Origin of the sequence: Streptomyces capillispiralis, from assembly GCF_007829875.1 — a bacterium.
Taxonomy (GTDB): domain Bacteria; phylum Actinomycetota; class Actinomycetes; order Streptomycetales; family Streptomycetaceae; genus Streptomyces; species Streptomyces capillispiralis.
Map to the genome: position 1 here is coordinate 217568 of NZ_VIWV01000001.1, position 24699 is coordinate 242266.

The window sequence follows — 24699 nt, forward strand, 5'->3', positions numbered from 1 at the left end:
CTACGAGAGGCCGAGTTCGTTGTCGAGCATGTCGAAGACCTCCTCGTCCGTGGCCGAGTCGAAGTCGAACGCGTCGTCCTTCTCCGTGGACGCGGCGGACGCCTCCGTGCGCAGCGACTGCCACTTGCTGCGCAGCACCTCCAGTCGGCCCGCGACCTGTTCGAAGAGGTCGGCACCCACTTCGATGCCCGTGATGCTCTTCTCCAGCCGGTCCAGTTCGGCCAGGACCGCCTCCGGCCCGTCGGCCGGTGCCGGTGCGACGCGCGCGTACAGGTGGGCGACGAGTTCGCCGGGCGTGGGGTAGTCGAACAGGAGGGTGGCGGGGAGGCGGGTGCCGGTGAGCGCGCCGAGCCGGTTGCGCAGTTCGACGGAGGTCAGCGAGTCGAAGCCGAGGTCCTGGAAGGGACGGGTCGGTTCGACGTCGGCCAGGTCCCCGTGACCGAGGACGGTGGCGATCTGACCCCGCACCAGTTCCAGCAGTGCCTCGCGGCCTTCCGCCGGCGTGAGTCCGGACAGCCGCTGGGTGAGGTCCGCCGCGGCGGCCTCCGCTCCCGCCGCCGGGGCCGCGCGGCGGGACGCCACCCGGATCAGCGAGCGGAACAGCGGCGGGATCTCGCCGAGGGACCGCAGGGCCCCCAGGTCCAGTCGTACGGGCAGGACCGCGGCCCCGGCGTCGGCGTCGGCGGTGCGGAGGACGTCGAACAGGGCAAGACCCTGCTCCGGCTCCATCGGCGGCATGCCCGCCCTGGTCATCCGGGCGATGTCCGCCTCGCCGAGTTCGCCGGTCATGCCGCTGCCGCGGGTCCAGGGACCCCAGCCGAGGGACAGGGCGGGCAGGCCCTGGGAGCGGCGGTGCCGGGCGAGGGCGTCCAGGAAGGCGTTCCCGGCCGCGTAGTTGGCCTGGCCGGCGTTGCCGAGTGTGCCGGCGACGGAGGAGAACAGCACGAAGGCGTCGAGCGGCAGGCCGCGGGTGGCCTCGTGCAGGTGCCAGGCGGCGTCCGCCTTGGGCCGCAGGACGGCGGCGAGCCGTTCGGGCGTGAGGGTGTCGATCATGCCGTCGTCCAGGACGCCCGCCGCGTGGATCACGGCGCGCAGCGGCCGGTCGGCGGGCACCTCGGCGAGCAGGCGGTCGACCGCGGCGCGGTCGGTCACGTCGCAGGCGGCGACAGTGACACGGGCTCCCTCCGCCTCGAGCGCTGCGGCGAGTTCGGCGGCGCCGTCGGCGGCGGGGCCGCTCCGGCTCACCAGCAGCAGGCTCCGCGCACCGTGCTCGGTCACCAGGTGGCGGGCGACGGCGGCGCCGAGGCCGCCGGTCCCTCCGGTGACGAGGACGGTTCCCCCGGCGTCCCAGCCGGCCGTGCCCCGCTCCGCGGGCGTGGTGGCCCGCACCAGCCGGGGCACCAGCACCCGGCGCTCGCGGACGGCGAGCTGCGGCTCGTCGGAGGCGGGGGCGAGGACGGCGGGCGGGAGGTCCGTGCCCGCGTCGGCGTCCTCCAGGTCGAGCAGGGTGAACCGGCCGGGGTGTTCCGCCTGGGCCGCGCGGATGAGGCCCCACACGGCGGCGGCGGCCGGGTCGGTGCCGTCGGTCGCGCCCCGGGTGACGACGACCAGGCGGGAGGCGGTGAACCTCTCGTCGGCGAGCCAGGTGCCGAGCGTCCCGAGGACCCGGGTGGTCGCGGTGTGCGCGGCGCCCGCCATGTCGGCCGGGGCGGGGCCGGCCGCTCCGGTCCCGGTGTGGACGGGCAGGAGGACGACCGGCGGTACCGGGCCGTCGGCCGCCGTGTCGGCCAGTGCCGTCAGGTCCGCGTACCGGTCGGCGGCGGCTCCGGCGGCGCGGACGGCCGCGTCGAGGGCGCCGTCGTCCGGGCCGCCGATCAGGGCGACCCGTACCGGCTCGGTGCCGGCGGCGTTCGCAGCCGTCGTGGCTTGCTGCTCCGGTGCCGGGATCCAGTCCAGGGCGAACAGGGAGTCCCGTTCGGCATCCGTCCCGGCCCCGAGCTGCTCCGCCGAGATGGGGCGGGTGACCAGGGAGTCGACGGTGGCCACGGGCGCGCCGGCGGTGTCGGCGACGGCGATCGCGAGGGTGCCGTCGTCGGCCCGGGAGAGCCGGATGCGGACGGTGGACGCGCCGACGGCGTGCAGGGACACGCCGTTCCAGGCGAACGGAACCCCGCCGCCCTGTGACGTCCCGCCGCCCCGCGGTGCGTCGCCGTCCTGCGGTGCCTCGCCGTCCTGCGGCGTGTCACCGTCGGCGGCCGTGCCGGCCAGCGCGGTGGCGTGCAGGGCGGCGTCGAACAGCGCCGGGTGCAGGCCGTACGCGCCGCCGTCGGTGCCGTCGGGCAGGGCGACCTCGGCGAACACCTCGCCGTCGCGCCGCCAGGCGGTCCGCAGTCCCCGGAACACCGGTCCGTAGACGAAGCCGGCGTCCTCGAAGCGCTCGTACAGGCCGTCCGTGTCGAGCGGTTCGGCCTTCTCGGGCGGCCAGACGGACGCGTCGAAGTCCGTGGCGGCCGAGGCCGCGGGACCGGTCGCGAGGACGCCCTCGGCGTGGGTCGTCCAGGTGGCGGCGGGGTCGTCGGCGGGCCGGGAGTGGATGCCGAGCGGGCGGCGGCCCGTGTCGTCGGGGGCGCCGACGCCGACCTGGAGTTGGACCGTGCCGCGGGCGGGCAGGACCAGCGGTGCGGCGAGGGTGAGTTCCTCCACCAGCTCGCAGCCCAGGGAGGTGCCGGCGTGCACGGCCAGCTCCAGCAGGGCGGTGCCGGGCACGAGGACGGCGCCCATGACGACGTGGTCGGCGAGCCAGCCGTGGGTGCCGACCGACAGCCGTCCGGTGAACAGGTGACCGTCGGTTCCGGCGAGTTCCACGGCCCCGCCGAGCAGCGGATGGTCCGCGGTCGTCAGTCCGGCGGCTTCCGCACCGGCGCCCAGGTGCATCTCGGTGGGCCAGAAGCGGCGCCGCTGGAAGGCGTACGTGGGCAGGGCGACCCGGCGGGCGCCCAGGCCGGCGAAGAACCGGGCCCAGTCGACGGGCACGCCGTGTCCGTGGAGCCGGGCGAGGGCGTCGACGAGGGCGGTCTCGCCGGGGGTGGTGCGCCGCTGGGCGGTGACGGTCACGGCGGTGTCGGGCAGGGTCTCGCGGGCCATGGCGCAGGCGACGCCGTCGGGTCCGAGTTCCAGGAACCTGGTGACGCCCTGTTCGTGCAGGGTGTTCACCCCGTCGGAGAAGCGGACGGCCTCGCGGACGTGCCGTACCCAGTAGTCGGCGGAGCAGAGTTCTTCCGCGGTGGCGAGGGCGCCGGTGAGGTTGGAGACCACGGGCAGGGCGGGCGGTTGGGGCGACAGCCGCTCCAGCACGGCGCGGAAGTCCTCCAGCATCGGTTCCATCAGCGGCGAGTGGAAGGCGTGCGACACCCGCAGGGCGGTGGTGCGGCGGCCCTGTTCGCGGAAGACCGCGGTCACCTTCTCGACGTCCGGCCCGGAGCCCGACACCACGACGGAGGCCGGGCCGTTGACGGCCGCGATGCCGACGCCGTCGGTGAGGTGGGGCAGCACCTCAGCCTCGGTGGCCTGGACCGCCGCCATGGCACCGCCGGCGGGCAGCGCCTGCATGAGGCTGCCGCGGGCGGCGACCAGCGCGCAGGCTTCCTCCAGGGTGAAGACCCCGGCGACGTGGGCCGCGGTGATCTCCCCGATGGAGTGTCCCGCCACGTATTCGGGGACGACGCCGAACGACTCGGCGAGCCGGTACAGCGCCGTTCCGAGGGCGAAGAGGGCGGCCTGGGTGTAGGCGGTGGCGTTCAGGGCGTCCTCGTCGTCGCCCCAGACGACCTCGCGCAGGGGCCGTTCCAGGTGCTCGTCCAGCCCGGCGCAGGCCGCGTCGAAGGCCTCGGCGAACACCGGGAAGCGCTCGTACAGGTCGCGTCCCATGCCGAGCCGCTGCGAGCCCTGGCCCGGGAAGAGGACGGCGAGCAGTCCCTCGCGGGCCGTGGTGGCCGGCTCCTCGCCGCGTGCGACCGCGCCCAGGGCGGCCAGCAGTCCGTCGCGGTCCGCGCCGACGACCGCGACGCGGTGTTCGAACGCCGCTCGGGTGGTCGCCAGCGAGTAGGCGACGTCGAGCGGGCGCGGCGCGTCCGCACCGGCCGTCCCGGCCTCCTGGACGTGTGCCAGCAGGCGTCCGGCCTGGGCGCGCAGAGCGTCCTGGTCGCGCGCCGACAGCAGCCACGGTACGACCGCGGCGGGCGCCGGCCTCGCGTCGTCGTCCGCCGCACCGGGGACGGCGGGGGCGGTGGGCGCGGCGGCGGGTGCCTGCTCGACGATGACGTGGGCGTTGGTGCCGCTGATGCCGAAGGAGGAGACACCGGCGCGGCGCGGGCGGCCGGTGCCGGCCCATTCCCGCTGCTCGGTCAGCAGCGCGACGGAGCCGGTGGTCCAGTCGACCTGGTCGCTGGGCGCGTCCACGTTGAGGGTGGCGGGCAGCACACCGTGCCGCATCGCCATCACCATTTTGATGACGCCCGCGACGCCGGCGGCGGCCTGCGTGTGGCCGATGTTGGACTTCACCGAGCCGAGCCACAGGGGGCGTTCCTCGGGCCGGTCCTGGCCGTAGGTGGCGAGCAGCGCCTGGGCCTCGATCGGGTCGCCGAGCGTGGTGCCCGTGCCGTGCGCCTCGACCGCGTCGATCTGGTCGGCGGCGAGCCGCGCGTTGGCGAGGGCCTGCCGGATCACGCGGCGCTGGGAGGGACCGTTGGGGGCGGTGAGTCCGTTGCTGGCGCCGTCCTGGTTGACGGCGGAGCCCCGGACCACGGCCAGCACCTCGTGCCCGTTGCGCAGTGCGTCGGACAGCCGCTCGACCACCAGGAAGCCCGCGCCTTCGGAGAAGCCGGTGCCGTCGGCCGCCGCGGCGAACGACTTGCACCGTCCGTCGGGCGCGAGCCCGCCCTGTCGGCCGAACTCGACGAACACACCGGGCGTGGCGAGCACGGTGACACCGCCGGTGACGGCGAGCGAGCAGTCGCCCTGCCGCAGCGCCTGCACCGCGAGGTGCAGCGCGACCAGGGAGGACGAGCAGGCGGTGTCGACGGAGACCGCCGGGCCCTCCAGGCCGAGCTTGTAGGAGATGCGGCCGGTGACGACGCTGCCGTTGCCGTCGCTGCCGGGGTAGTCGTGGTACATCACGCCGGCGAAGACACCGGTGCGGCTGCCCTTGAGCGAGCCGGGGTCGATGCCCGCGCGCTCCAGCGCCTCCCAGGACAGTTCCAGCGCGAGCCGCTGCTGCGGGTCCATCGCGAGGGCCTCGCGGGGCGAGATGCCGAAGAACCCGGGGTCGAAGTCGGCCGCCCCGTCGAGGAAGCCGCCCTCGCGTGCGTAGTAGCCGTCGGGGTGCTTGGCCTCCGGGTCACGCAGCATCGACAGGTCCCATCCCCGGTCCTCGGGGAACGGCGTGATGGCGTCCGCGCCGTCCGTGACCAGCCGCCACAGGTCCTCGGGCGAGGTCACTCCGCCCGGGTAGCGGCAGGCCATGCCGACGATCGCGATCGGCTCGTGCTGGGCGGCGGTGAGCCGCCTGTTGTCCCGGCGCAGCCGCGCGGTCTCCGCGCGTGCGGCGCGCAGGGCGTCGGGGGTCGCGGAGTTCCCGGAAGTTCCGGGAACGCCGGAAGCCTCGGTGAGTGGGACGTCCTGGGCGGCCGGGCCGGTGTCGACGGCTCCGTCCGGTCCGTCGTACAGGTCGGTGTCCTGCTCCTCCTGGTCCGCGAGAGCCTCCGCGTGCGCCGACACACCGCCGTCGTCGTCGGCGAGTTCGAGGAGGACGTCCATCAGGCCCGCGTCCCGCAGCCGCCGGGTCGGGATCGACCGGAGCGCGCGGCGGACGCCGTCCTCTCCGGCGTCGCCGTCCGCCTCGTCGCCCGACTCCGGGTAGGCGGCGGCCAGTTCGGCCTCCACGAACTCGGTGACGGCGAGGGCGTTGGGGTGGTCGAAGACCAGGGTGGCGGGGAGCCTGAGGCCGGTGAGACTGTTGAGCTGGTTGCGCAGTTCGGTCGCGGCGAGCGAGTCGAAGCCCAGCTCCTGGAAGGCACGGTCGGGTCCGATCGCCTCGGCCGAACCGTGTCCCAGCACCGCCGCCACCTGCGAACGCACCAACCGCAGCACGGTGCGGTGCCGTTCGGCGGCCGGGAGGGCGGCCAGCCGCTGGGCGGGGGCCTCCTCCCCCGCCGGGCCGGCGGTCCCCGCGGCGGCGGCGCGGCGCACGGTCGGGGCGAGGGCTCGGAGGAGGGCGGGGACTTCGTCGGTGCGGGTGCGCAGGGCGGCGGTGTCGACCCGCAGCGGAACGACGGTGGCCTCGCCGTGGTCCAGTCCGGCCGCGAACAGCTCCAGCCCGGCGTCGTGGGAGAGCACCGGCAGACCCTGCGACGCCATCCGCCGACGGTCCACCTCGCTCAGGTACTGGCCGAGGCCCGCGCCGACGTCCCAGAACCCGTACGCCATCGACGTCGCCGGCAGACCCTCCGCCCGCCGACGCGCCGCCAACGTGTCCAGGAACACATTCGCCGCCGCGTAGTTGCCCTGACCGGCCGTCAGCACCAGACCACCGGCCGACGAGAACAACACGAACGCGGCCAGATCCAGACCACGGGTGGCCTCGTGCAGCCACCACGCCGCGTCCGCCTTCGGAGCGAGCACACCGTCCACCCGCTCCGGCGACAACGCACCCACCAGCCCGTTGTCACCCACACCGGCAGCATGGACGACCGCCAGCAGACCACGGTCCGAGGCCAGGGAGCCGACGAGCCGGGTCACCGTGTCCCGGTCGGACACGTCACAGGCGAGGACCTCGACCCGCGCGCCGAGCGCGGTGAGTTCGTCGGCGAGTTCCGTGGCGCCGGGGGCGTCGGGCCCGCGCCGGGACGTCAGAACCAGGTCCCGCACCCCGCGCTCCGCCACCAGGTACCGGGCGACCACCGCACCCAGACCACCGGTACCGCCGGTGATCAGCACCGCGCCGGTGCCGTCCAGTGCGGCGACCGGGCGGTGCGCTTCCGGCTCGTCATCGGGCGCGGGCACGTCCTGCGGTGCGGGCGAGGGCAGGCGGGTCAGACGCGGCACCAGCACCGCACCGCCCCGTACGGCCACCTCCGGCTCACCCGCGACCACGGCCGCTACCGCCGCGTCCACATCCGTGTCCACATCCGTGTCCGTGTCCGTGCCGCCGTCGCCGTCGACGTCGGCCAGGGCGAAACGGCCCGGGTTCTCCGACAGCGCCGCACGCACCAGACCCCACACCGGAGCCTGCACCACATCACCGGCCGAACCCACCGGCACCGCACCCCGCGTCACCACCACCAGACGCGAACCCGCGAACCGCTCACCAGCCAACCACTCCTGCACCACACCCAACACCCGGTGCACCACCGACCGCACACCCACCGGCACATCCACACCGCCATCGGCACCGGTATCGGCACCGGCACCGCAGTCCAGGACCACCGTGCCCGGGATATCGCCGTCCGCCGGCAGTGCCTCCCACGGTGCCCATTCCGCGGCAGGTGCGGCGGAGGGTCCCGGCACCCATTCGATGCCGTACAGCGCGCCCGCGTCACCGGACGCCGTGCCCAGCTGGTCCGCCGACACCGGCCGGCCCACCATGGACCCGACCGACATCACAGGCGCACCCGACACATCGGCGACCGCGATGCGCATGCCGCCGTCGTCGGACCTGTCGATGCGGACGCGGACGGCGGAGGCGCCGACCGCGTGCAGACGCACACTGTTCCAGGCGAACGGAATCACCGTCTCACCCTCACCGTCGTTCAGGATCGCCGCATGCATCGACGCGTCCAGCAACGCCGGATGCAGACCGAACCCACCCGCCTCACCCACCGACTCCTGCGGCAGAGCGACCTCCGCGAACAACTCCTCACCCCGACGCCACACCGCACGCAACCCACGGAACACCGGACCGTAGCCGTAACCACGCTCACGGAAGACCTCGTACGCACCCTCAACCGGCACCACCTCCGCACCCACCGGAGGCCACTGCGCCAGATCAAACTCCGCCGGCACCACACCCTCCACCAGGAACCCGGAGGCATGAGTGGACCAGTCCTGCGGGGTGTCCTCGGGGCGTGAGTAGACGGCGACCGTACGGCGTCCGCCGTTCTCGGGGCCGACCACCACGCGCAGCTGGACGCCGCCGTGTTCGGGCAGCACCAGCGGTGCGGCCAGGGCCAGTTCCTCCAGGGTCCTGAAGCCCACGGCCTCGCCCGCCGTCAGGGACAGTTCGACCAGTACGGCGCCGGGCAGCAGCGTGCGGCCCAGGACGACGTGATCGGCCAGCCACGGCTGCGCTTCCACCGACAGCCTGCCCGTCAGCACCACACCACCCGAGTCCGGCAGCGCCACCACCGCACCCAGCAACGGGTGATCGGACGCGTCCAGACCGGCGCCGGCGGGTACCCCGGTGGCGCCGTCCGTGGCGTGCAGCCAGTAGCGCTGCCGCTGGAAGGCGTAGGTCGGCAGATCGACGGTGCGTGCGCCGGTGCCGGCGAAGTACGCGGCCCAGTCGACGAAGGCGCCGTCGCTGTGCAGGCGGCCGAGGGCGGTGAGCAGGGCGTCGGCCTCGTCCCGGCCCTTGCGGGCGGTCGGCACCAGCAGGACGCCGGTGTCGTCGAGGCAGGTGCGGGCCATGCCGGTCAGCACCGCTTCGGGTCCGACCTCGACGTAGCGGCCCACCCCGGCGGCACGCAGTGCCTGGACTCCGTCGGCGAAGCGTACGGCCTCACGGACGTGGGTGACCCAGTAGGCGGGCGTGGTGAGTTCGCCGGGCGCGGAAATGCGGCCGGTCACGTTGGAGACGACGGGCAGGAGCGGGTCGGCGTAGGAGAGGTTCTCGGCAACCGTGCGGAAGTCGTCCAGCATCGGTTCCATCAGCGGGGAGTGGAACGCGTGCGACACCCGCAGCCGGGACGTACGACGACCCTGTTCGCGGAACACTCCGGCGACGGCCTCGACCGCCGCTTCGGTGCCCGAAATCACCACCGAGGAGGGGCCGTTGACGGCCGCGACCGACACCTCGTCGGTCAGGTGCGGCAGCACCTCGGCCTCCGACGCCTCGACGGCCACCATCGCACCACCAGCCGGCAGCGCCTGCATCAGCCGGCCACGAGCGGCCACCAGCGCACACGCGTCCGCGAGGGAGAAGACACCCGCCACGTGCGCGGCGGTGATCTCGCCGATCGAGTGTCCGGCGACGTAGTCGGGGCGCACGCCCCAGGCGTCGAGCAGGCGGTACAGCGCCACTTCCAGGGCGAACAGCCCGGCCTGCGCATAGGCGGTCCGGTTCAGCGCGTCCTCGTCGTCACCCCAGACCACGTCGCGCAACGGCCGGTCCAGGTGCTCGTCCAAACCCGCGCACACCGCGTCGAACGCCTCCGCGAACACCGGGAAACGGGCGTGCAGTTCACGGCCCATACCGAGCCGCTGCGAACCCTGACCCGAGAACAGGAAGGCGGTCGAGCCGCCGTCCCGCGCGGTGCCGTGGAGGACGGCCGGGGTCGAGTCGCCGCGGGCGAGCGCCCGGAGTCCGTCGAGCAGGTCGGCACGGCCGGCACCGAGTACGACGGCGCGGGACTCCAGCACGGTGCGGGAGGTGGCCAGTGCGTAGGCCGTGTCCAGCGGGTCCTGGTCGGGGCGGTCCGTGAGGTGAGACAGCAGCCGTCCGGCCTGGGCGCGCAGCGCCTCGGGGCTCGCGGCGGACACGGTCCACGGCAGCGGGGGCGCCGGGCGTGTGGTGCGGTCGCCGTCCTCCGCCGGTCGCGTCCCGGCGGCCGGGGCGGGCGCGGGGGCCTGTTCCAGGACGACGTGCGCGTTGGTGCCGCTGAGCCCGAACGCGGAGACACTCGCACGGCGCGGGTGTGCGGCGTCCGGCCACGGCCGTGCCTCGACGACCAGTTCCGCGTTGCCCTCGGTCCAGTCGACGTGCGGCGAGGGCCGGTCGACGTGCAGCGTGCGCGGCACCGCTCCGTGCTCCATGGCCATCACCATCTTGATGACGCCGGCGACTCCGGCGGCGGCCTGGGCGTGACCGATGTTCGACTTGATGGAACCGAGGAGCAGTGGCCGGTCGGCGGGTCGGTCCTGGCCGTAGGTGGCCAGCAGGGCCTGGGCCTCGATCGGGTCGCCCAGCGTCGTGCCCGTGCCGTGCGCCTCGACGACGTCGACCTCGGATGCGGCCACGCCGGCTGCCTCGAGCGCCTGCCGGATGACGCGCTGCTGGGAGGGGCCGTTGGGGGCGGTGAAGCCGTTGGAGGCGCCGTCCTGGTTGACGGCGGTGCCCCGGACGACCGCGAGGACGCGGTGCCCGTTGCGTACGGCGTCGGAGAGGCGCTCGACGAGGAGGAGGCCCACGCCCTCGGACCAGCCGACGCCGTCGGCCGCCCCCGCGAACGCCTTGCAGCGGCCGTCCACGGACAGGCCGCGCTGCCGGCTGAACTCGACGAACATGCCCGGCGTCGACATCACCGTGGCACCGCCGGCCACCGCCAGCGAGCACTCGCCCGAGCGCAACGCCTGGACCGCGAGGTGCAGGGCCACGAGGGAGGACGAACAGGCGGTGTCGACGGTGACGGCCGGGCCTTCCCAGCCGTACGTGTACGACAGCCGGCCGGACACCACGCTGCCTCCTGCCGTGCCGGAGGGCGACACGTTGAGGGCGTAGTCGTGGTACATCACTCCGGCGAACACACCGGTGCGGCTGCCCCTGAGCGAGGCCGGGTCGATGCCCGCCCGCTCCAGAGCCTCCCAGGACGTCTCCAGGAGCAGTCGCTGCTGCGGGTCCATGTAGAGGGCCTCGCGCGGCGAGATGCCGAAGAATCCGGGGTCGAACTGGGCGGCGTCGTAGAGGAAGCTGCCCCGGCGGGTGTAACTCTTGCCGTCCGCGCCGGGCTCCGGGTCGTACAGGCCCTCCAGGTCCCAGCCGCGGTCGTCCGGCATGTCGGAGACGGTGTCGACGCCGTCGGCGACCAGGCGCCACAGGTCCTCGGGCGAGGCCACTCCGCCCGGGTAGCGGCAGGCCATGCCGATGATGGCGATCGGCTCGTTGGCGGCGAGCCGCACGCTCGCATCCGTTCGGCCGGAGGCGGTGGACCTGGTGCCCAGGCCCGCGAGCTTCTCCTCGATGTGTTCGGTGACGGCGAGGGCGTTGGGGTGGTCGAAGACGAGGGTGGCGGGGAGCCTGAGGCCGGTGAGACTGTTGAGCTGGTTGCGCAGTTCGGTCGCGGCGAGCGAGTCGAAGCCCAGTTCCTGGAAGGCACGGTCGGGTCCGATCGCCTCGGCCGAACCGTGTCCCAGCACCGCCGCCACCTGCGAGCGCACCAGTTGCAGGACGGTGCGGTGCCGCTCACCGGGGGTCAGCCCGGCCAGCCGGTCCGCGAGACCGCCGGCCGGGGTGACGGTGTTCGCGGCGGGGGCCGCGTGCCGTCGTGTCGCCGGCGCGAGGGCCCGGAGGAGGGCGGGGATCTCGTCGGTGCGGGTGCGTAGGGCGGCGGTGTCGACCCGCAGCGGGACGACGGTGGCCTCGCCGTGGTCCAGTCCGGCCGCGAACAGCTCCAGCCCGGCGTCGTGGGAGAGCACCGGCAGACCCTGCGACGCCATCCGGCGCCGGTCCACCTCGCTCAGGTACTGGCCGAGGCCCGCGCCGACGTCCCAGAACCCGTACGCCATCGACGTCGCCGGCAGACCCTCCGCCCGCCGACGCGCCGCCAACGCGTCCAGGAACACATTCGCCGCGGCATAGTTGCCCTGACCGGCCGTCAGCACCAGACCACCGGCCGACGAGAACAACACGAACGCGGCCAGATCCAGACCACGGGTGGCCTCGTGCAGCCACCACGCCGCGTCCGCCTTCGGAGCGAGCACACCGTCCACCCGCTCCGGCGACAACGCACCCACCAGCCCGTTGTCACCCACACCGGCAGCATGGACGACCGCCAGCAGACCACGGTCCGTCGCGAGTGACGTGACCAGGGCTCGAACCGCTTCCCGGTCCGACACGTCACAGGCGACGATGTCGACGCGGGCTCCCCTCCCCTGTAGCTCTTCGGCGAGTTCGGTGGCACCGGGGGCGTCGGGCCCGCGCCGGGACGTCAGGACCAGGTCCCGCACCCCGCGCTCCGCCACCAGGTACCGGGCGACCACCGCACCCAGACCACCGGTACCGCCCGTGATCAGCACCGCGCCCGGGGCGTCCAGCGCGGGCACGTCCTGCGGTGCGGGCGAGGGCAGGCGGGTCAGACGCGGCACCAGCACCGCACCGTCCCGTACGGCCACCTCCGGCTCACCCGCGACCACGGCCGCCACGGCCACGTCCACATCCGCGTCCGTGTCCGTGCCGCCGTCGCCGTCGACGTCGGCCAGGGCGAAACGGCCCGGGTTCTCCGACAGCGCCGCACGCACCAGACCCCACACCGGAGCCTGCACCACATCACCGGCCGAACCCACCGGCACCGCATTCCGCGTCACCACCACCAGACGCGAACCCGCGAACCGCTCACCAGCCAGCCACTCCTGCACCACACCCAACACCCGGTGCACCACCGACCGCACACCCACCGGCACATCCACACCGCCATCGGCACCGGTATCGGCACCGCAGTCCAGGACCACCGTCTCCGGCACGTCCTCGGCCTCCGCAACCTCTTCCCACGGCGTCCACGCCGCACCGGCAGCACCGGCAGTCCCCGGGACCCACTCGATGCCGTACAGCGCGCCCGCGTCACCCGACGCCGTACCGAGCTGGTCCGCCGACACCGGCCGGCCCGCCATGGACCCGACCGACATCACAGGCGCACCGGTCACGTCGGCCACGGACAGGGTGACGGCACGGCCGTCCAGCTTGCCGATGCGGACGCGGACGGCGGAGGCGCCGACCGCGTGCAGACGCACACTGTTCCAGGCGAACGGAATCACCGTCTCGCCCTCACCGTCGTTCAGGATCGCCGCGTGCATCGACGCGTCCAGCAACGCCGGATGCAGACCGAACCCACCGGCCTCACCCACCGACTCCTGCGGCAGAGCGACCTCCGCGAACAACTCCTCACCCCGACGCCACACCGCACGCAGCCCCCGGAACACCGGGCCGTAGCCGTAACCACGCTCACGGAAGACCTCGTACGCACCCTCAACCGGCACCACCTCCGCACCCACCGGAGGCCACTGCGCCAGATCGAACTCCGCCGGCACCACACCCTCCACCAGGAACCCGGAGGCATGAGTGGTCCACAGGGCGTCCTCGGCGTCTTCCGGACGGGAGTAGACGGCGAGCGTGCGGTGGGCGGCGTCCTGCGGTCCCACCACGACACGGACCTGGACGGCACCCCGCTCGGGCAGTACCAGCGGTGCGGCCAGCGTCAGTTCGTCCAGCGTCGCGCAGCCCACGGCCTCGCCGGCCTTCAGGGCGAGTTCCACCAGCCCCGTGCCGGGCAGCAGGGTGCGGCCGAGGACCACGTGATCGGCCAGCCACGGCTGCGCCTCCACCGACAGCCTGCCCGTCAGCACCACACCACCCGAGTCCGGCAGCGCCACCACCGCACCCAGCAACGGGTGATCGGACGCGTCCAGACCGGCGGCGCGGGCGTCGGCCGCCGCGGTGACCGTGCTGTTCTCCGGCCAGTACGTACGGCGCTGGAAGGCGTAGGTCGGCAGGTCGACGGTGCTTGCGCCGGTGCCGGCGAAGTACGCGGCCCAGTCCACCCGGGCCCCGGCCACGTGCAGTCGGGCCAGCGCGGTCAGCGCCGCCGACTCCTCGCCGCGGTCCTTGCGCAGCAGCGGGATCAGGTGGGCGTCGTCACCGGCGCTCTCGCGGGCCATGCCGCTCAGCACACCGTCCGGGCCCAGCTCGACGAAGCGGGTGACACCCTGAGCGGCCAGCGCACGGACACCGTCGTCGAAACGCACGGCCTCACGGACGTGGGTCACCCAGTAGGCGGGCGTGGTGAGTTCGCCGGGCGCGGAAACGCGGCCGGTCACGTTGGAGACGACGGGCAGGAGCGGGTCGGCGTAGGAGAGGTTCTCGGCGACCGTGCGGAAGTCGTCCAGCATCGGTTCCATCAACGGGGAGTGGAAGGCGTGCGACACCCGCAGCCGGGTCGTACGACGACCCTGCTCACGGAACACTCCGCCGACGGCCTCGACCGCCGCTTCGGTGCCCGAAATCACCACCGAGGAGGGGCCGTTGACGGCCGCGACCGACACCTCGTCGGTCAGGTGCGGCAGCACCTCCGCCTCCGACGCCTCCACCGCCACCATCGCACCACCAGCCGGCAGCGCCTGCATCAGCCGGCCACGAGCGGCCACCAACGCACACGCGTCCGCGAGAGAGAACACACCCGCCACATGCGCGGCAGCGACCTCACCGATCGAATGCCCGGCCACGAACTCCGGCCGCACACCCCACGACTCCACCAGCCGGAACAACGCCACCTCAACCGCGAACAACCCGGCCTGGGCATAGGCGGTCCGGTTCAGCGCGTCCTCGTCGTCACCCCACACGACCTCACGCAACGGCCGGTCAAGGTGCTCGTCCAGGCCCGCGCACACCGCGTCGAACGCCTCCGCGAACACCGGGAAACGAGCGTGCAGTTCACGCCCCATGCCGAGCCGCTGCGCACCCTGCCCCGAGAACAGGAACGCCGTGCGGCCGGTTCCAGCCACGCCGTCCACGAGACCCGCGTCCGGGAGACCCGCAGCGAGCGCCTCCAGTGCAGTGGCCTTGTCCTGCGCCAGCACCACGGCCCGGTGGTCGAAGAGGGAGCGCTGCGTGGCCAGCGCGAACCCGAGGTCCACGCCACGGACCTCCGAGCCGTCCGCCGCCACGAACTCCCGCAGCCGCTCGGCCTGCGCACGCAGCGCGGCCTCACTCTTTCCGGAGAGGACCCACGGCACCAGGACGGCCGTGTCGGTGTCGTCGGCGTCGGTTGCCGCCGAGACGCTTTCGCCCGGGAATTCGGGTTGTTCGAGGATGACGTGCGCGTTGGTGCCGCTGATGCCGAACGACGACACACCCGCACGGCGCGGCCCCGAACCCTGCGCCCACTCCACCGGCTCGGTCAGCAACTCCACCGCACCCGCCGACCAATCGACGTGCGACGACGGCGCATCCACGTGCAGCGTGCGCGGCAGCACACCGTGCCGCATCGCCATCACCATCTTGATGACACCCGCGACACCCGCGGCAGCCTGCGTGTGACCCAGGTTCGACTTCACCGAACCCAGCCGCAACGGCCGGTCCTCGGGACGTTCCTGACCGTAGGTGGCGATCAGCGCCTGCGCTTCGATCGGGTCACCCAGCGTCGTACCCGTACCGTGCGCCTCGACGACATCCACGTCACCGGTGGACAGCCCACCACTGGCCAGCGCCTGACGGATCACCCGCTGCTGCGACGGACCGTTCGGCGCCGTCAACCCGTTCGACGCACCGTCCTGGTTCACCGCACTGCCCCGCACCACGGCCAGCACCCGATGACCATTGCGCCGCGCGTCCGACAACCGCTCCAGCACCAGTACACCGGCGCCTTCGGACCAGCCGGCTCCGTCGGCGGTGTCGGAGAAGGCCTTGCAGCGGCCGTCGGCGGAGAGGGCTCCCTGGCGGGAGAACTCGACGAAGGCGGTGGGCGTGGCCATGACGGTGACACCACCGGCCACGGCGAGCGAGCACTCACCCGAGCGCAGCGCCTGCGCCGCCCAGTGCAACGCCACCAGCGACGACGAACACGCCGTGTCCACCGTCACCGCCGGACCCTCGAACCCGAACGTGTACGACACACGCCCCGACGCGATGCTGCCCGCGCTGCCGTTGCCGCGGTAGCCCTCGTACTGCTCGTCGGCGAGGATGCTTCCGTAATCGCTGTACATGACGCCGGCGAAGACGCCGGTCTGGCTGCCCCGCAGCGACACCGGGTCCATCCCGGCCCGCTCGATCGCCTCCCACGTCGTCTCCAGCAACAGACGCTGCTGCGCGTCCGTCGCCACCGCCTCCCGCGGGCTCATCCCGAAGAAGTCCGCGTCGAAGGCACCCGCGTCGTGCAGGAAGCCACCCGAGCGCGTGTACGACGTCCCGGACACACTCTTGTCCGGGTTGTAGAGGGACTCGACATCCCATCCGCGGTCGGCCGGGAAGTCCGACACCGCGTCGACGCCGTCGGACACCAGCCGCCACAGATCCTCCGGCGAGGACACACCACCCGGATAACGGCACGCCATCCCCACGATGACCACCGGGTCGTCCGCCACCGACGGCAGCGACCCGACCGGCACCACCACGTCGCGCACGGTTCCGAGCACGGTGTCGAGGAGGTGGTCGGCGAGGAGTTCCGCCGTCGGGTAGTCGAAGACGACGGTGGCGGGCAGGCGCAGTCCGGTCGCCTTGCCCAGCCGGTTCCGCAGCTCTACCGCCGTCAGGGAGTCGAAGCCCAGGTCCTGGAAGGCCCGGTTGGGGTTGACCGTCTGTGCGCCCGAGTGGCCGAGGACGAGGGCGATGTGTCCGCGCACCAGGTCCAGCATCACCTCGTGGCGCTCGGTCTCGCCGAGCACGGTCAACCGTTCGGCCAGTCCGGTGGTCTCGACGGAACCCGTGGCCGCCGCGCGGCGGGCGGACGTCCGGATCAGCCCGCTGAGCAGCGGCGGAATCTCTCCCTGCGCGCGGAGCGCCGGGAAGTCGAGGCGCACGGGGAGGACGACCGCCGCGTCGGCGGCCATCGCGGCGTCGAACAGGGCGACGCCCTGCTCCACCGTCACCGGGGGGAGGCCGGCACGGGTGATGCGACGTCGGTCGGTCTCCGACAGCGTCCGGGTCATGCCCGCGTCCTGCGACCACGGACCCCACACCAGCGACACCGCCGGCAACCCCAGCGCACGACGCCGACGCACCAGACCGTCCAGGAACGCGTTACCGGCCGCATAAGCCGACTGACCGGCACTGCCGAACGTCCCCGCCACCGACGAGAACACCACGAACGCCGTGAGATCGAAGTCCTTGGTCGCCTCATGCAGATGCCAGGCCGCATCCACCTTCGGACGCAGCACCCGTGCGAGCCTCTCCCCCGTCAGCGACTCCACCACACCGTCGTCCAGCACACCCGCCGTATGCACCACCGCCCGCACCCGATACCGGCCCACCAGACCCGCCACCGCAGCCGCGTCGGCCACATCACAGGCCTCCACCGACACCCGCGCACCCAGCCCGGACAACTCGCCGACCAGAGCCTCAGCACCCTCGGCAGCCGCACCACGACGACTCACCAGCAACAGATCACGCACACCGTGCTCAACCACCAGATGCCGGGCCACCACACGACCCAGACCACCCGTACCACCCGTCACCAAAACCGTGCCCTCAGCCACATCCCAGGCGGACGCAGCCGAAGCGCCCCGCTCGGAGGACACGCGCGCCAGGCGAGGCACCAACACCTCACCACCACGCACCGCGACCTCGACCTCGTTCACCGCCAGGGCCGCACCCGGCAGTTCGGCGGGAAGCCCGGTTTCGGGTTCGATGTCCAGCAGACCGAACCGGCCCGGGTGCTCCGAGACAGCCGACCTCACCAGACCCCACACTGCGGCACCCGCCAGGTCACCGCCGTCCGTGGCGCCGCGCGTCACGAACACCAGACGCGACTGCGCGCACCGCTCGTTCGCCAGCCACGACCGCACCAGCTCCAGCGCCCATACGGCCGCATCGTGCACGGATCCGACGACACCGTCCGCGGTGCCGGGCACGGTGGCCAGCACCGTTGCCGGCACCTCGCCCTGAACCAGCGCCTCGAGTTCGGCCGCCCCCGAGACCGTGACCGGTGCGGAGGACGCTTCGGCGGCGCGCGTGCCCCGCGCCTGCACCCAGTCCACCTGGTAGAGGGAGGCGTGGGCCGTAGCGCTCAGCTGTCCGGCCACCAAGGGCCGGACGACCAGGGAGTCCACCGAGGCGACGGGAGCGCCTGCCGGGTCGGCCAGCTCCAGGGCCATGGTGCCGTCGGCGTCCCGGGTCAGCCTGACGCGCAGGGCCGAGGCGCCGGAGGCGTGCAGTGTCACTCCGGTCCAGGAGAACGGCACTCCCCCGCGGCCGTCGTCGTCGAGCGCGAAGGCGTGCAGGGCGGCGTCGAACAGGGCCGGGTGGAGACCGAAGGCGCTGCCGTCCGTTTCTTCGTCGAGGGCGACCTCGGCGAACAGCTCGTCGCCTCGGTGCCATGCGGCACGAAGGCCGCGGAACGCGGGGCCGTAGGCGAACCCGGCGTCGGCCAAGCGCTCGTAGCAGTCCGTCACATCGACCGCGCGGGCGTCCTTAGGGGGCCACACGGACGCGTCGAAGGCGGACCGCACCTCGTTCCCGGAAGCCGCAGAAGCCTCGGGAGCCACAGAAGCCGCAGAAGCCGCAGGAGCCGCAGGAGCCGCAGGAGCCGCAGGAGCCAGGATTCCGGTGGCGTGGACGGTCCACGGGGCCTGGACGTCGTCCTCACCCCGCGCGTGTATGCCCAGGGTGCACCGGCCGTCGACGTCGGGTGTGCCGATCCGCACCTGGATGCGGGTACCGCCGTGGTCGGGCAGCACCAGCGGCGCGGAGAGGGTCAGTTCCTCGACCGTGTCGCAGCCGACCTCGTCGGCCGCGCGGATCGCCAGCTCCAGCAGGGCCGTGCCCGGCACAAGCACCGAGCCCCGCACCGCGTGGTCGGCCAGCCACGGGTGGGACTGCACCGACAGCCGTCCCGTGAACACCACCCCCTCCGAGCCCTCGGTACCGGCCAGTTCGACGGCTGCGCCCAGCAGCGGGTGCTCGGCCGCTCCGAGCCCGGCGAACCGCACGTCCCCGGCCCGGGTCAGCGCACCGGCGGGCCAGTAGCGCTGCCGCTGGAAGGCGTAGGTCGGCAGGTCGACGGTCCCGGCCCGTGCACCGGTGCCGGTGAGGTAGGCGGCCCAGTCCACCCGGGCCCCGGCCACGTGCAGTCGGGCGAGCGCGGTCAGCGCCGCCGTCTCCTCGTCGCGGTCCTTGCGCAGCAGCGGGATCAGGTGGGCCTCGTCGCCGGCGCTCTCACGCGCCATGCCGCTGAGCACACCGTCCGGACCCAGCTCCAGGAAGCGTGTGACACCCTGCTCCGCCAGGACACGGACTCCGTCGTCGAAGCGTACGGCGTCACGGACATGGGTCACCCAGTACGCGGGGGTGCTGAGTTCTCCGGCTGCGGCGAGACCTCCCGACACGTTGGAGACCAAGGGCAACCGGGGCTCGCTGAACGTCAAATCCTCGATGACCGTGCGGAAGTCGTCCAGCATCGGCTCCATCAGCGGCGAGTGGAACGCGTGCGACACCCGCAGCCGGGACGTACGACGCCCCTGTTCGCGGAACACCCCGGCGACGGCCTCCACCGCGGCCTCGGCACCGGATATCACCAGGGAGGAAGGGCCGTTGACGGCCGCGACCGACACCTCATCCGTGAGGTGTGGCAGGACTTCGGCCTCCGACGCCTCCACCGCGACCATCGCACCACCAGCCGGCAACGCCTGCATCAGCCGGCCACGAGCGGCCACCAACGCACACGCGTCCGCGAGAGAGAACACACCCGCCACGTGCGCGGCGGCGACCTCGCCGATCGAGTGTCCGGCGACGTAGTCGGGGCGCACGCCCCAGGCGTCGAGCAGGCGGTACAGCGCCACTTCCAGAGCGAACAGCCCGGCCTGCGCATAGGCGGTCCGGTTCAGCGCGTCCTCGTCGTCACCCCAGACCACGTCGCGCAGCGGCCGGTCCAGGTGCTCGTCCAAACCCGCGCACACCGCGTCGAACGCCTCCGCGAACACCGGGAAACGCGCGTACAGTTCACGGCCCATGCCGAGGCGCTGCGACCCCTGCCCCGAGAACAGGAACGCCGTGCGACCCCCATCGGCCAGGCCCTCCACGACACCCGCGTCCGGGAGACCGGCGGCGAACGCCTCCAGTGCAGTGGCCTTGTCCTGCGCCAGCACCACGGCCCGGTGGTCGAAGAGGGAGCGCTGCGTGGCCAGCGCGAACCCGAGGTCCAAGCCACGGACCTCCGAGCCGTCCGCCGCCACGAACTCCCGCAACCGCTCCGCCTGCGCACGCAGCGCGGCCTCACTCTTACCGGAGAGGACCCACGGAACCACACCGGAGGCGGTCTCGGGATCCCGCGCCGCCTCCGGCGCCCCCTCGATGTCGGCGTCCGGCTGTTCGAGGACGACGTGCGCGTTGGTGCCGCTGATACCGAAGGACGACACCCCCGCACGGCGCGGCCCCGAACCCTGCGCCCACTCCACCGGCTCGGTCAGCAACTCCACCGCACCCGCCGACCAATCGACGTGCGACGACGGCGCATCCACATGCAGCGTCCGCGGCAACACACCGTGCCGCATCGCCATCACCATCTTGATCACGCCAGCCACACCCGCAGCCGCCTGGGCGTGTCCGATGTTCGACTTGATAGTGCCCAGCCGCAACGGCCGGTCCTCCGGGCGGTCCTGACCATACGTAGCGATCAGTGCCTGCGCTTCGATCGGGTCACCCAGCGTCGTACCCGTGCCATGCGCCTCCACCACATCCACGTCACCGGTGGACAGTCCACCACTGGCCAGCGCCTGACGGATCACCCGCTGCTGCGACGGACCATTCGGCGCCGTCAACCCGTTCGACGCACCATCCTGGTTCACCGCACTGCCCCGCACCACCGCCAGCACCCGATGACCATTGCGCCGCGCATCCGACAACCGCTCCAGCACCAGCATGCCCACGCCCTCGGACCAGCCGACCCCGTCGGCCGCATCCGCGAACGAACGACACCGCCCGTCCGCCGACAACCCACCCTGGCGCGAGAACTCCACGAACGTCATCGGCGTCGACATCACCGTCACACCACCGGCCACCGCCAACGAGCACTCACCCGACCGCAGCGCCTGCGCCGCCCAGTGCAACGCCACCAACGACGACGAACACGCCGTGTCCACCGTCACCGCCGGACCCTCGAACCCGAACGTGTACGACACACGCCCCGACGCGATGCTGCCCGCGCTGCCGCTGCCCTGGTAGCCCTCGAACTCAGGGCCGGTCAGAAGGGTGGCGTAGTCGTGATACATGACGCCGGCGAAGACGCCGGTCTGGCTGCCCCGCAGCGACACCGGGTCCATCCCGGCCCGCTCGATCGCCTCCCAGGTCGTCTCCAGCAGCAGACGCTGCTGCGCGTCCGTCGCCACCGCCTCACGGGGACTCATCCCGAAGAACTCGGGGTCGAAGTCCCCGGCGTCGTGCAGGAAGCCGCCCGAGCGGGTGTACGACGTCCCGGACACACTCTTGTCCGGGTTGTAGAGGGACTCGACATCCCATCCGCGGTCGGCCGGGAAGTCCGACACGGCGTCGACGCCGTCGGACACCAGTCGCCACAGATCCTCGGGGGAGGACACACCGCCCGGATAACGGCACGCCATCCCCACGATCACGACCGGGTCGTCCGCCACCGACGGCAGCGACCCGACCGGCACCACCGCGGCCGGCTCCACCACACCGAACAACTCGTCCAACAGGTAACCCACCAGGGCGTTCGCCGTCGGAAAGTCGAACACCACCGTCGCCGGCAGGCGCAACCCGGTCGCCTTCCCCAGCCGGTTCCGCAACTCCACCGCCGTCAGCGAGTCGAAACCCAGATCCTGGAACGCACGCCCCGGATCCACCGTCTGCGCACCCGAATGACCCAGCACCACCGCGATCTGACCCCGCACCAGATCCAGCAGCACCTCACGCCGCTCGTCCCGGCCCAGACCCTCCAACCGCTGCACCAGACCCGCCGTCGCCACCGAACCACCGGCAACCGACCGCCGCGCCCGCACCCGGATCAGACCACGTAGGAGGGTGGGTACCTCTTCCTCTGCGCGGAGTGCTGCCAGGTCGAGGCGCACGGGCAGGACGACGGGTTCACCGCCGGCCAGCGCGGCATCCATCAGCTCGGTACCGAGTGCGGGAGTCAGCGGCGGCATACCGGCACGGGTGATGCGACGTCGGTCGGTCTCCGACAGCGTCCGGGTCATGCCCGCGTCCTGCGACCACGGACCCCACACCAGCGACACCGCCGGCAACCCCAGCGCACGACGCCGACGCACCAGACCGTCCAGGAACGCATTACCGGCCGCATAAGCCGACTGACCGGCACTGCCGAACGTCCCCGCCACCGACGAGAACACCACGAACGCCGTGAGATCGAGATCCTTGGTCGCCTCGTGCAGATGCCAGGCCGCGTCCACCTTCGGACGCAGCACCCGTGCGAGCCTCTCCCCCGTCAGCGACTCCACCACACCGTCGTCCAGCACACCCGCCGTATGCACCACCGCCCGCACCCGATACCGGCCCACCAGACCCGCCACCGCAGCCCCATCAGCCACATCACAGGCCTCCACCGACACCCGCGCACCCAGCCCGGACAACTCGCCGACCAGAGCCTCAGCACCCTCGGCAGCCGCACCACGACGACTCACCAGCAACAGATCACGCACACCGTGCTCAACCACCAGATGCCGGGCCACCACACGACCCAGACCACCCGTACCACCCGTCACCAAAACCGTGCCCTCAGCCACATCCCAGGCGGACGCAGCCGAAGCGCCCCGCTCGGAGGACACGCGCGCCAGGCGAGGCACCAACACCTCACCACCACGCACCGCGACCTCGGCCTCGGCCTCACCCGCCGCCAGCACGGCACCCAGCAGCTCGGCCGACAGCACCGCACCAGGCTCGACATCCAGCAGACCGAACCGCCCGGGATTTTCCAGCCTGGCGGAACGCACCAGTCCCCTGACCGGGGCGTCCGTCAGTTCGCCCGTGCCGTCGGACGCGCCGACGACGAAGATCAGACGGGACGCGGCGAACCTCTCGTCCGCCAGCCAGTCCCGCACGAGGTCCAGGGCCCGAGCGGCCGCCCGGTGCGCCGACTCGACCACGTCCGGCAGGGAGTTCGTCACGGCGACCAGCACCGTGCCGGGTACCTCGTTCGCCGCCAGTGCCTCGAGGTCGCCGGCGATGACCAGTCCGTCCGCGTCGGCGCCGATCACAGCGAGGATCTCGTCACCGAGCAGTGCGACCGGTTCCGGGGACCGGGTGCCGGTCGCGGCACGGGCGGGCACCCAGTCCACGTGGTAGAGGGGCTTCGCGTTGTTCACGGACCCGCCGTCGGCGGCCGAGGCGGACCGCACGACGAGGGACTCGACCGAGGCCACGGGCGTACCGGCCGGGTCGACCAGCTCGACGGCCAGGGAGTCGTCACCGGTCCTGGTCAGCCGGACGCGCAGCGCGGAGGCGCCGGACGCGTGCAGGCGCACCCCCTCCCAGGAGAAGGGCACACCGCCGAGCGGGGTGTCGTCACCGTCTTCGCCGGTGAAGGCGAAGGAGGCGTGCAGGGCGGCGTCGAAGAGCGCGGGGTGGAGCCCGTAGGTGCCGCCGTCGACGTTGTCGTCGAGCGCCACCTCGGCGAACACCTCGTCGCCCCGGCGCCAGGCGGAACGCAGGCCCCGGAAGACCGGTCCGTAGCGGAGGCCGGCTTCGGCGAGTACGTCGTAGCAGTCGGTGACGTCGACCGGTCGGGCGCCCTCCGGGGGCCACACGGACGCGTCGAAGCCGGAGCGCACGACGGTCGTCCCGTCGGCCAGCGTGCCCGAGGCGTGCAGGTTCCAGGAGCCGCGGTCGTCGTCCGCGTCGTGTCGGGAGTGAACGGCGACGCTGCGACGCCCCGTCTCGTCCGGCTCACCGACGGTGATCTGGATGCGGGTGCCGCCGTGGTCGGGCAGCACCAGCGGTGCGGAGAGGGTCAGTTCCTCGACCGTGTCGCAGCCGACCTCGTCGGCCGCGCGGATCGCCAGCTCCAGCAGGGCCGTGCCCGGCACCACCACCGAGCCCCGCACCGCGTGGTCGGCCAGCCACGGGTGGGACTGCACCGACAGCCTGCCGGTGAATACCACCCCGTCGGCGCCCGCCAATTCGACGGCCGCCCCCAGCAGCGGGTGTCCCGGGGTGCCGAGGCCCGCGAGGCGGATGTCACCGGTGCCGGTGACGGATCCGGCGGGCCAGAAGTACTCGTGCTGGAAGGCGTACGTGGGCAGGTCCACGGGGCGGCCGCCGGTGCCGTCGAGCACGGCGGCCCAGTCGGCGTGGCCGCCGCGGACGTACAGCTCGGCCAACGCCCGCAGGGCGGTCGTGATTTCCTCGCGGTCCTTGCGCAGCAAAGGGACGAGGAGGGCGTCGTCGCCGGCGCTCTCACGCGCCATGCCGCTCAGCACACCGTCCGGGCCCAGCTCGACGAAGCGGGTGACGCCCTGAGCGGCCAGCGCACGGACACCGTCGTCGAAGCGCACGGCCTCGCGGACATGGGTCACCCAGTACGCGGCGGAAGCAAGCTGTTCGTCGTCGGCCGGCGTGCCCGTGACGTTCGAGACCACGGGGATACGGGGCGCACGGAACGACAGTCCTTGCACGACCGTGCGGAAGTCGTCCAGCATCGGTTCCATCAGCGGGGAGTGGAAGGCGTGCGACACCCGCAGCCGGGACGTACGACGCCCCAGCTCGCGGAACACCCCGGCAACGGCCTCCACCGCCGCCTCAGCGCCCGAAACCACCACCGACGACGGGCCGTTGACGGCCGCGACCGACACCTCGTCGGTCAGGTGCGGCAGCAC

Annotated in this window: 1 protein-coding gene (running past one end of the window); it reads right to left on the reverse strand. The window is 73.0% G+C overall.

What is annotated here, in order from left to right; genetic code table 11:
* Positions 1-24699: the 3' portion of a type I polyketide synthase gene (locus FHX78_RS00825; protein ID WP_145865526.1), read on the reverse strand. It continues 7344 nt past the right edge of the window; the window shows 24699 of its 32043 coding nt (coding positions 7345-32043); its start codon lies beyond the right edge, outside the window — the gene reads right to left on this strand; its stop codon occupies positions 1-3.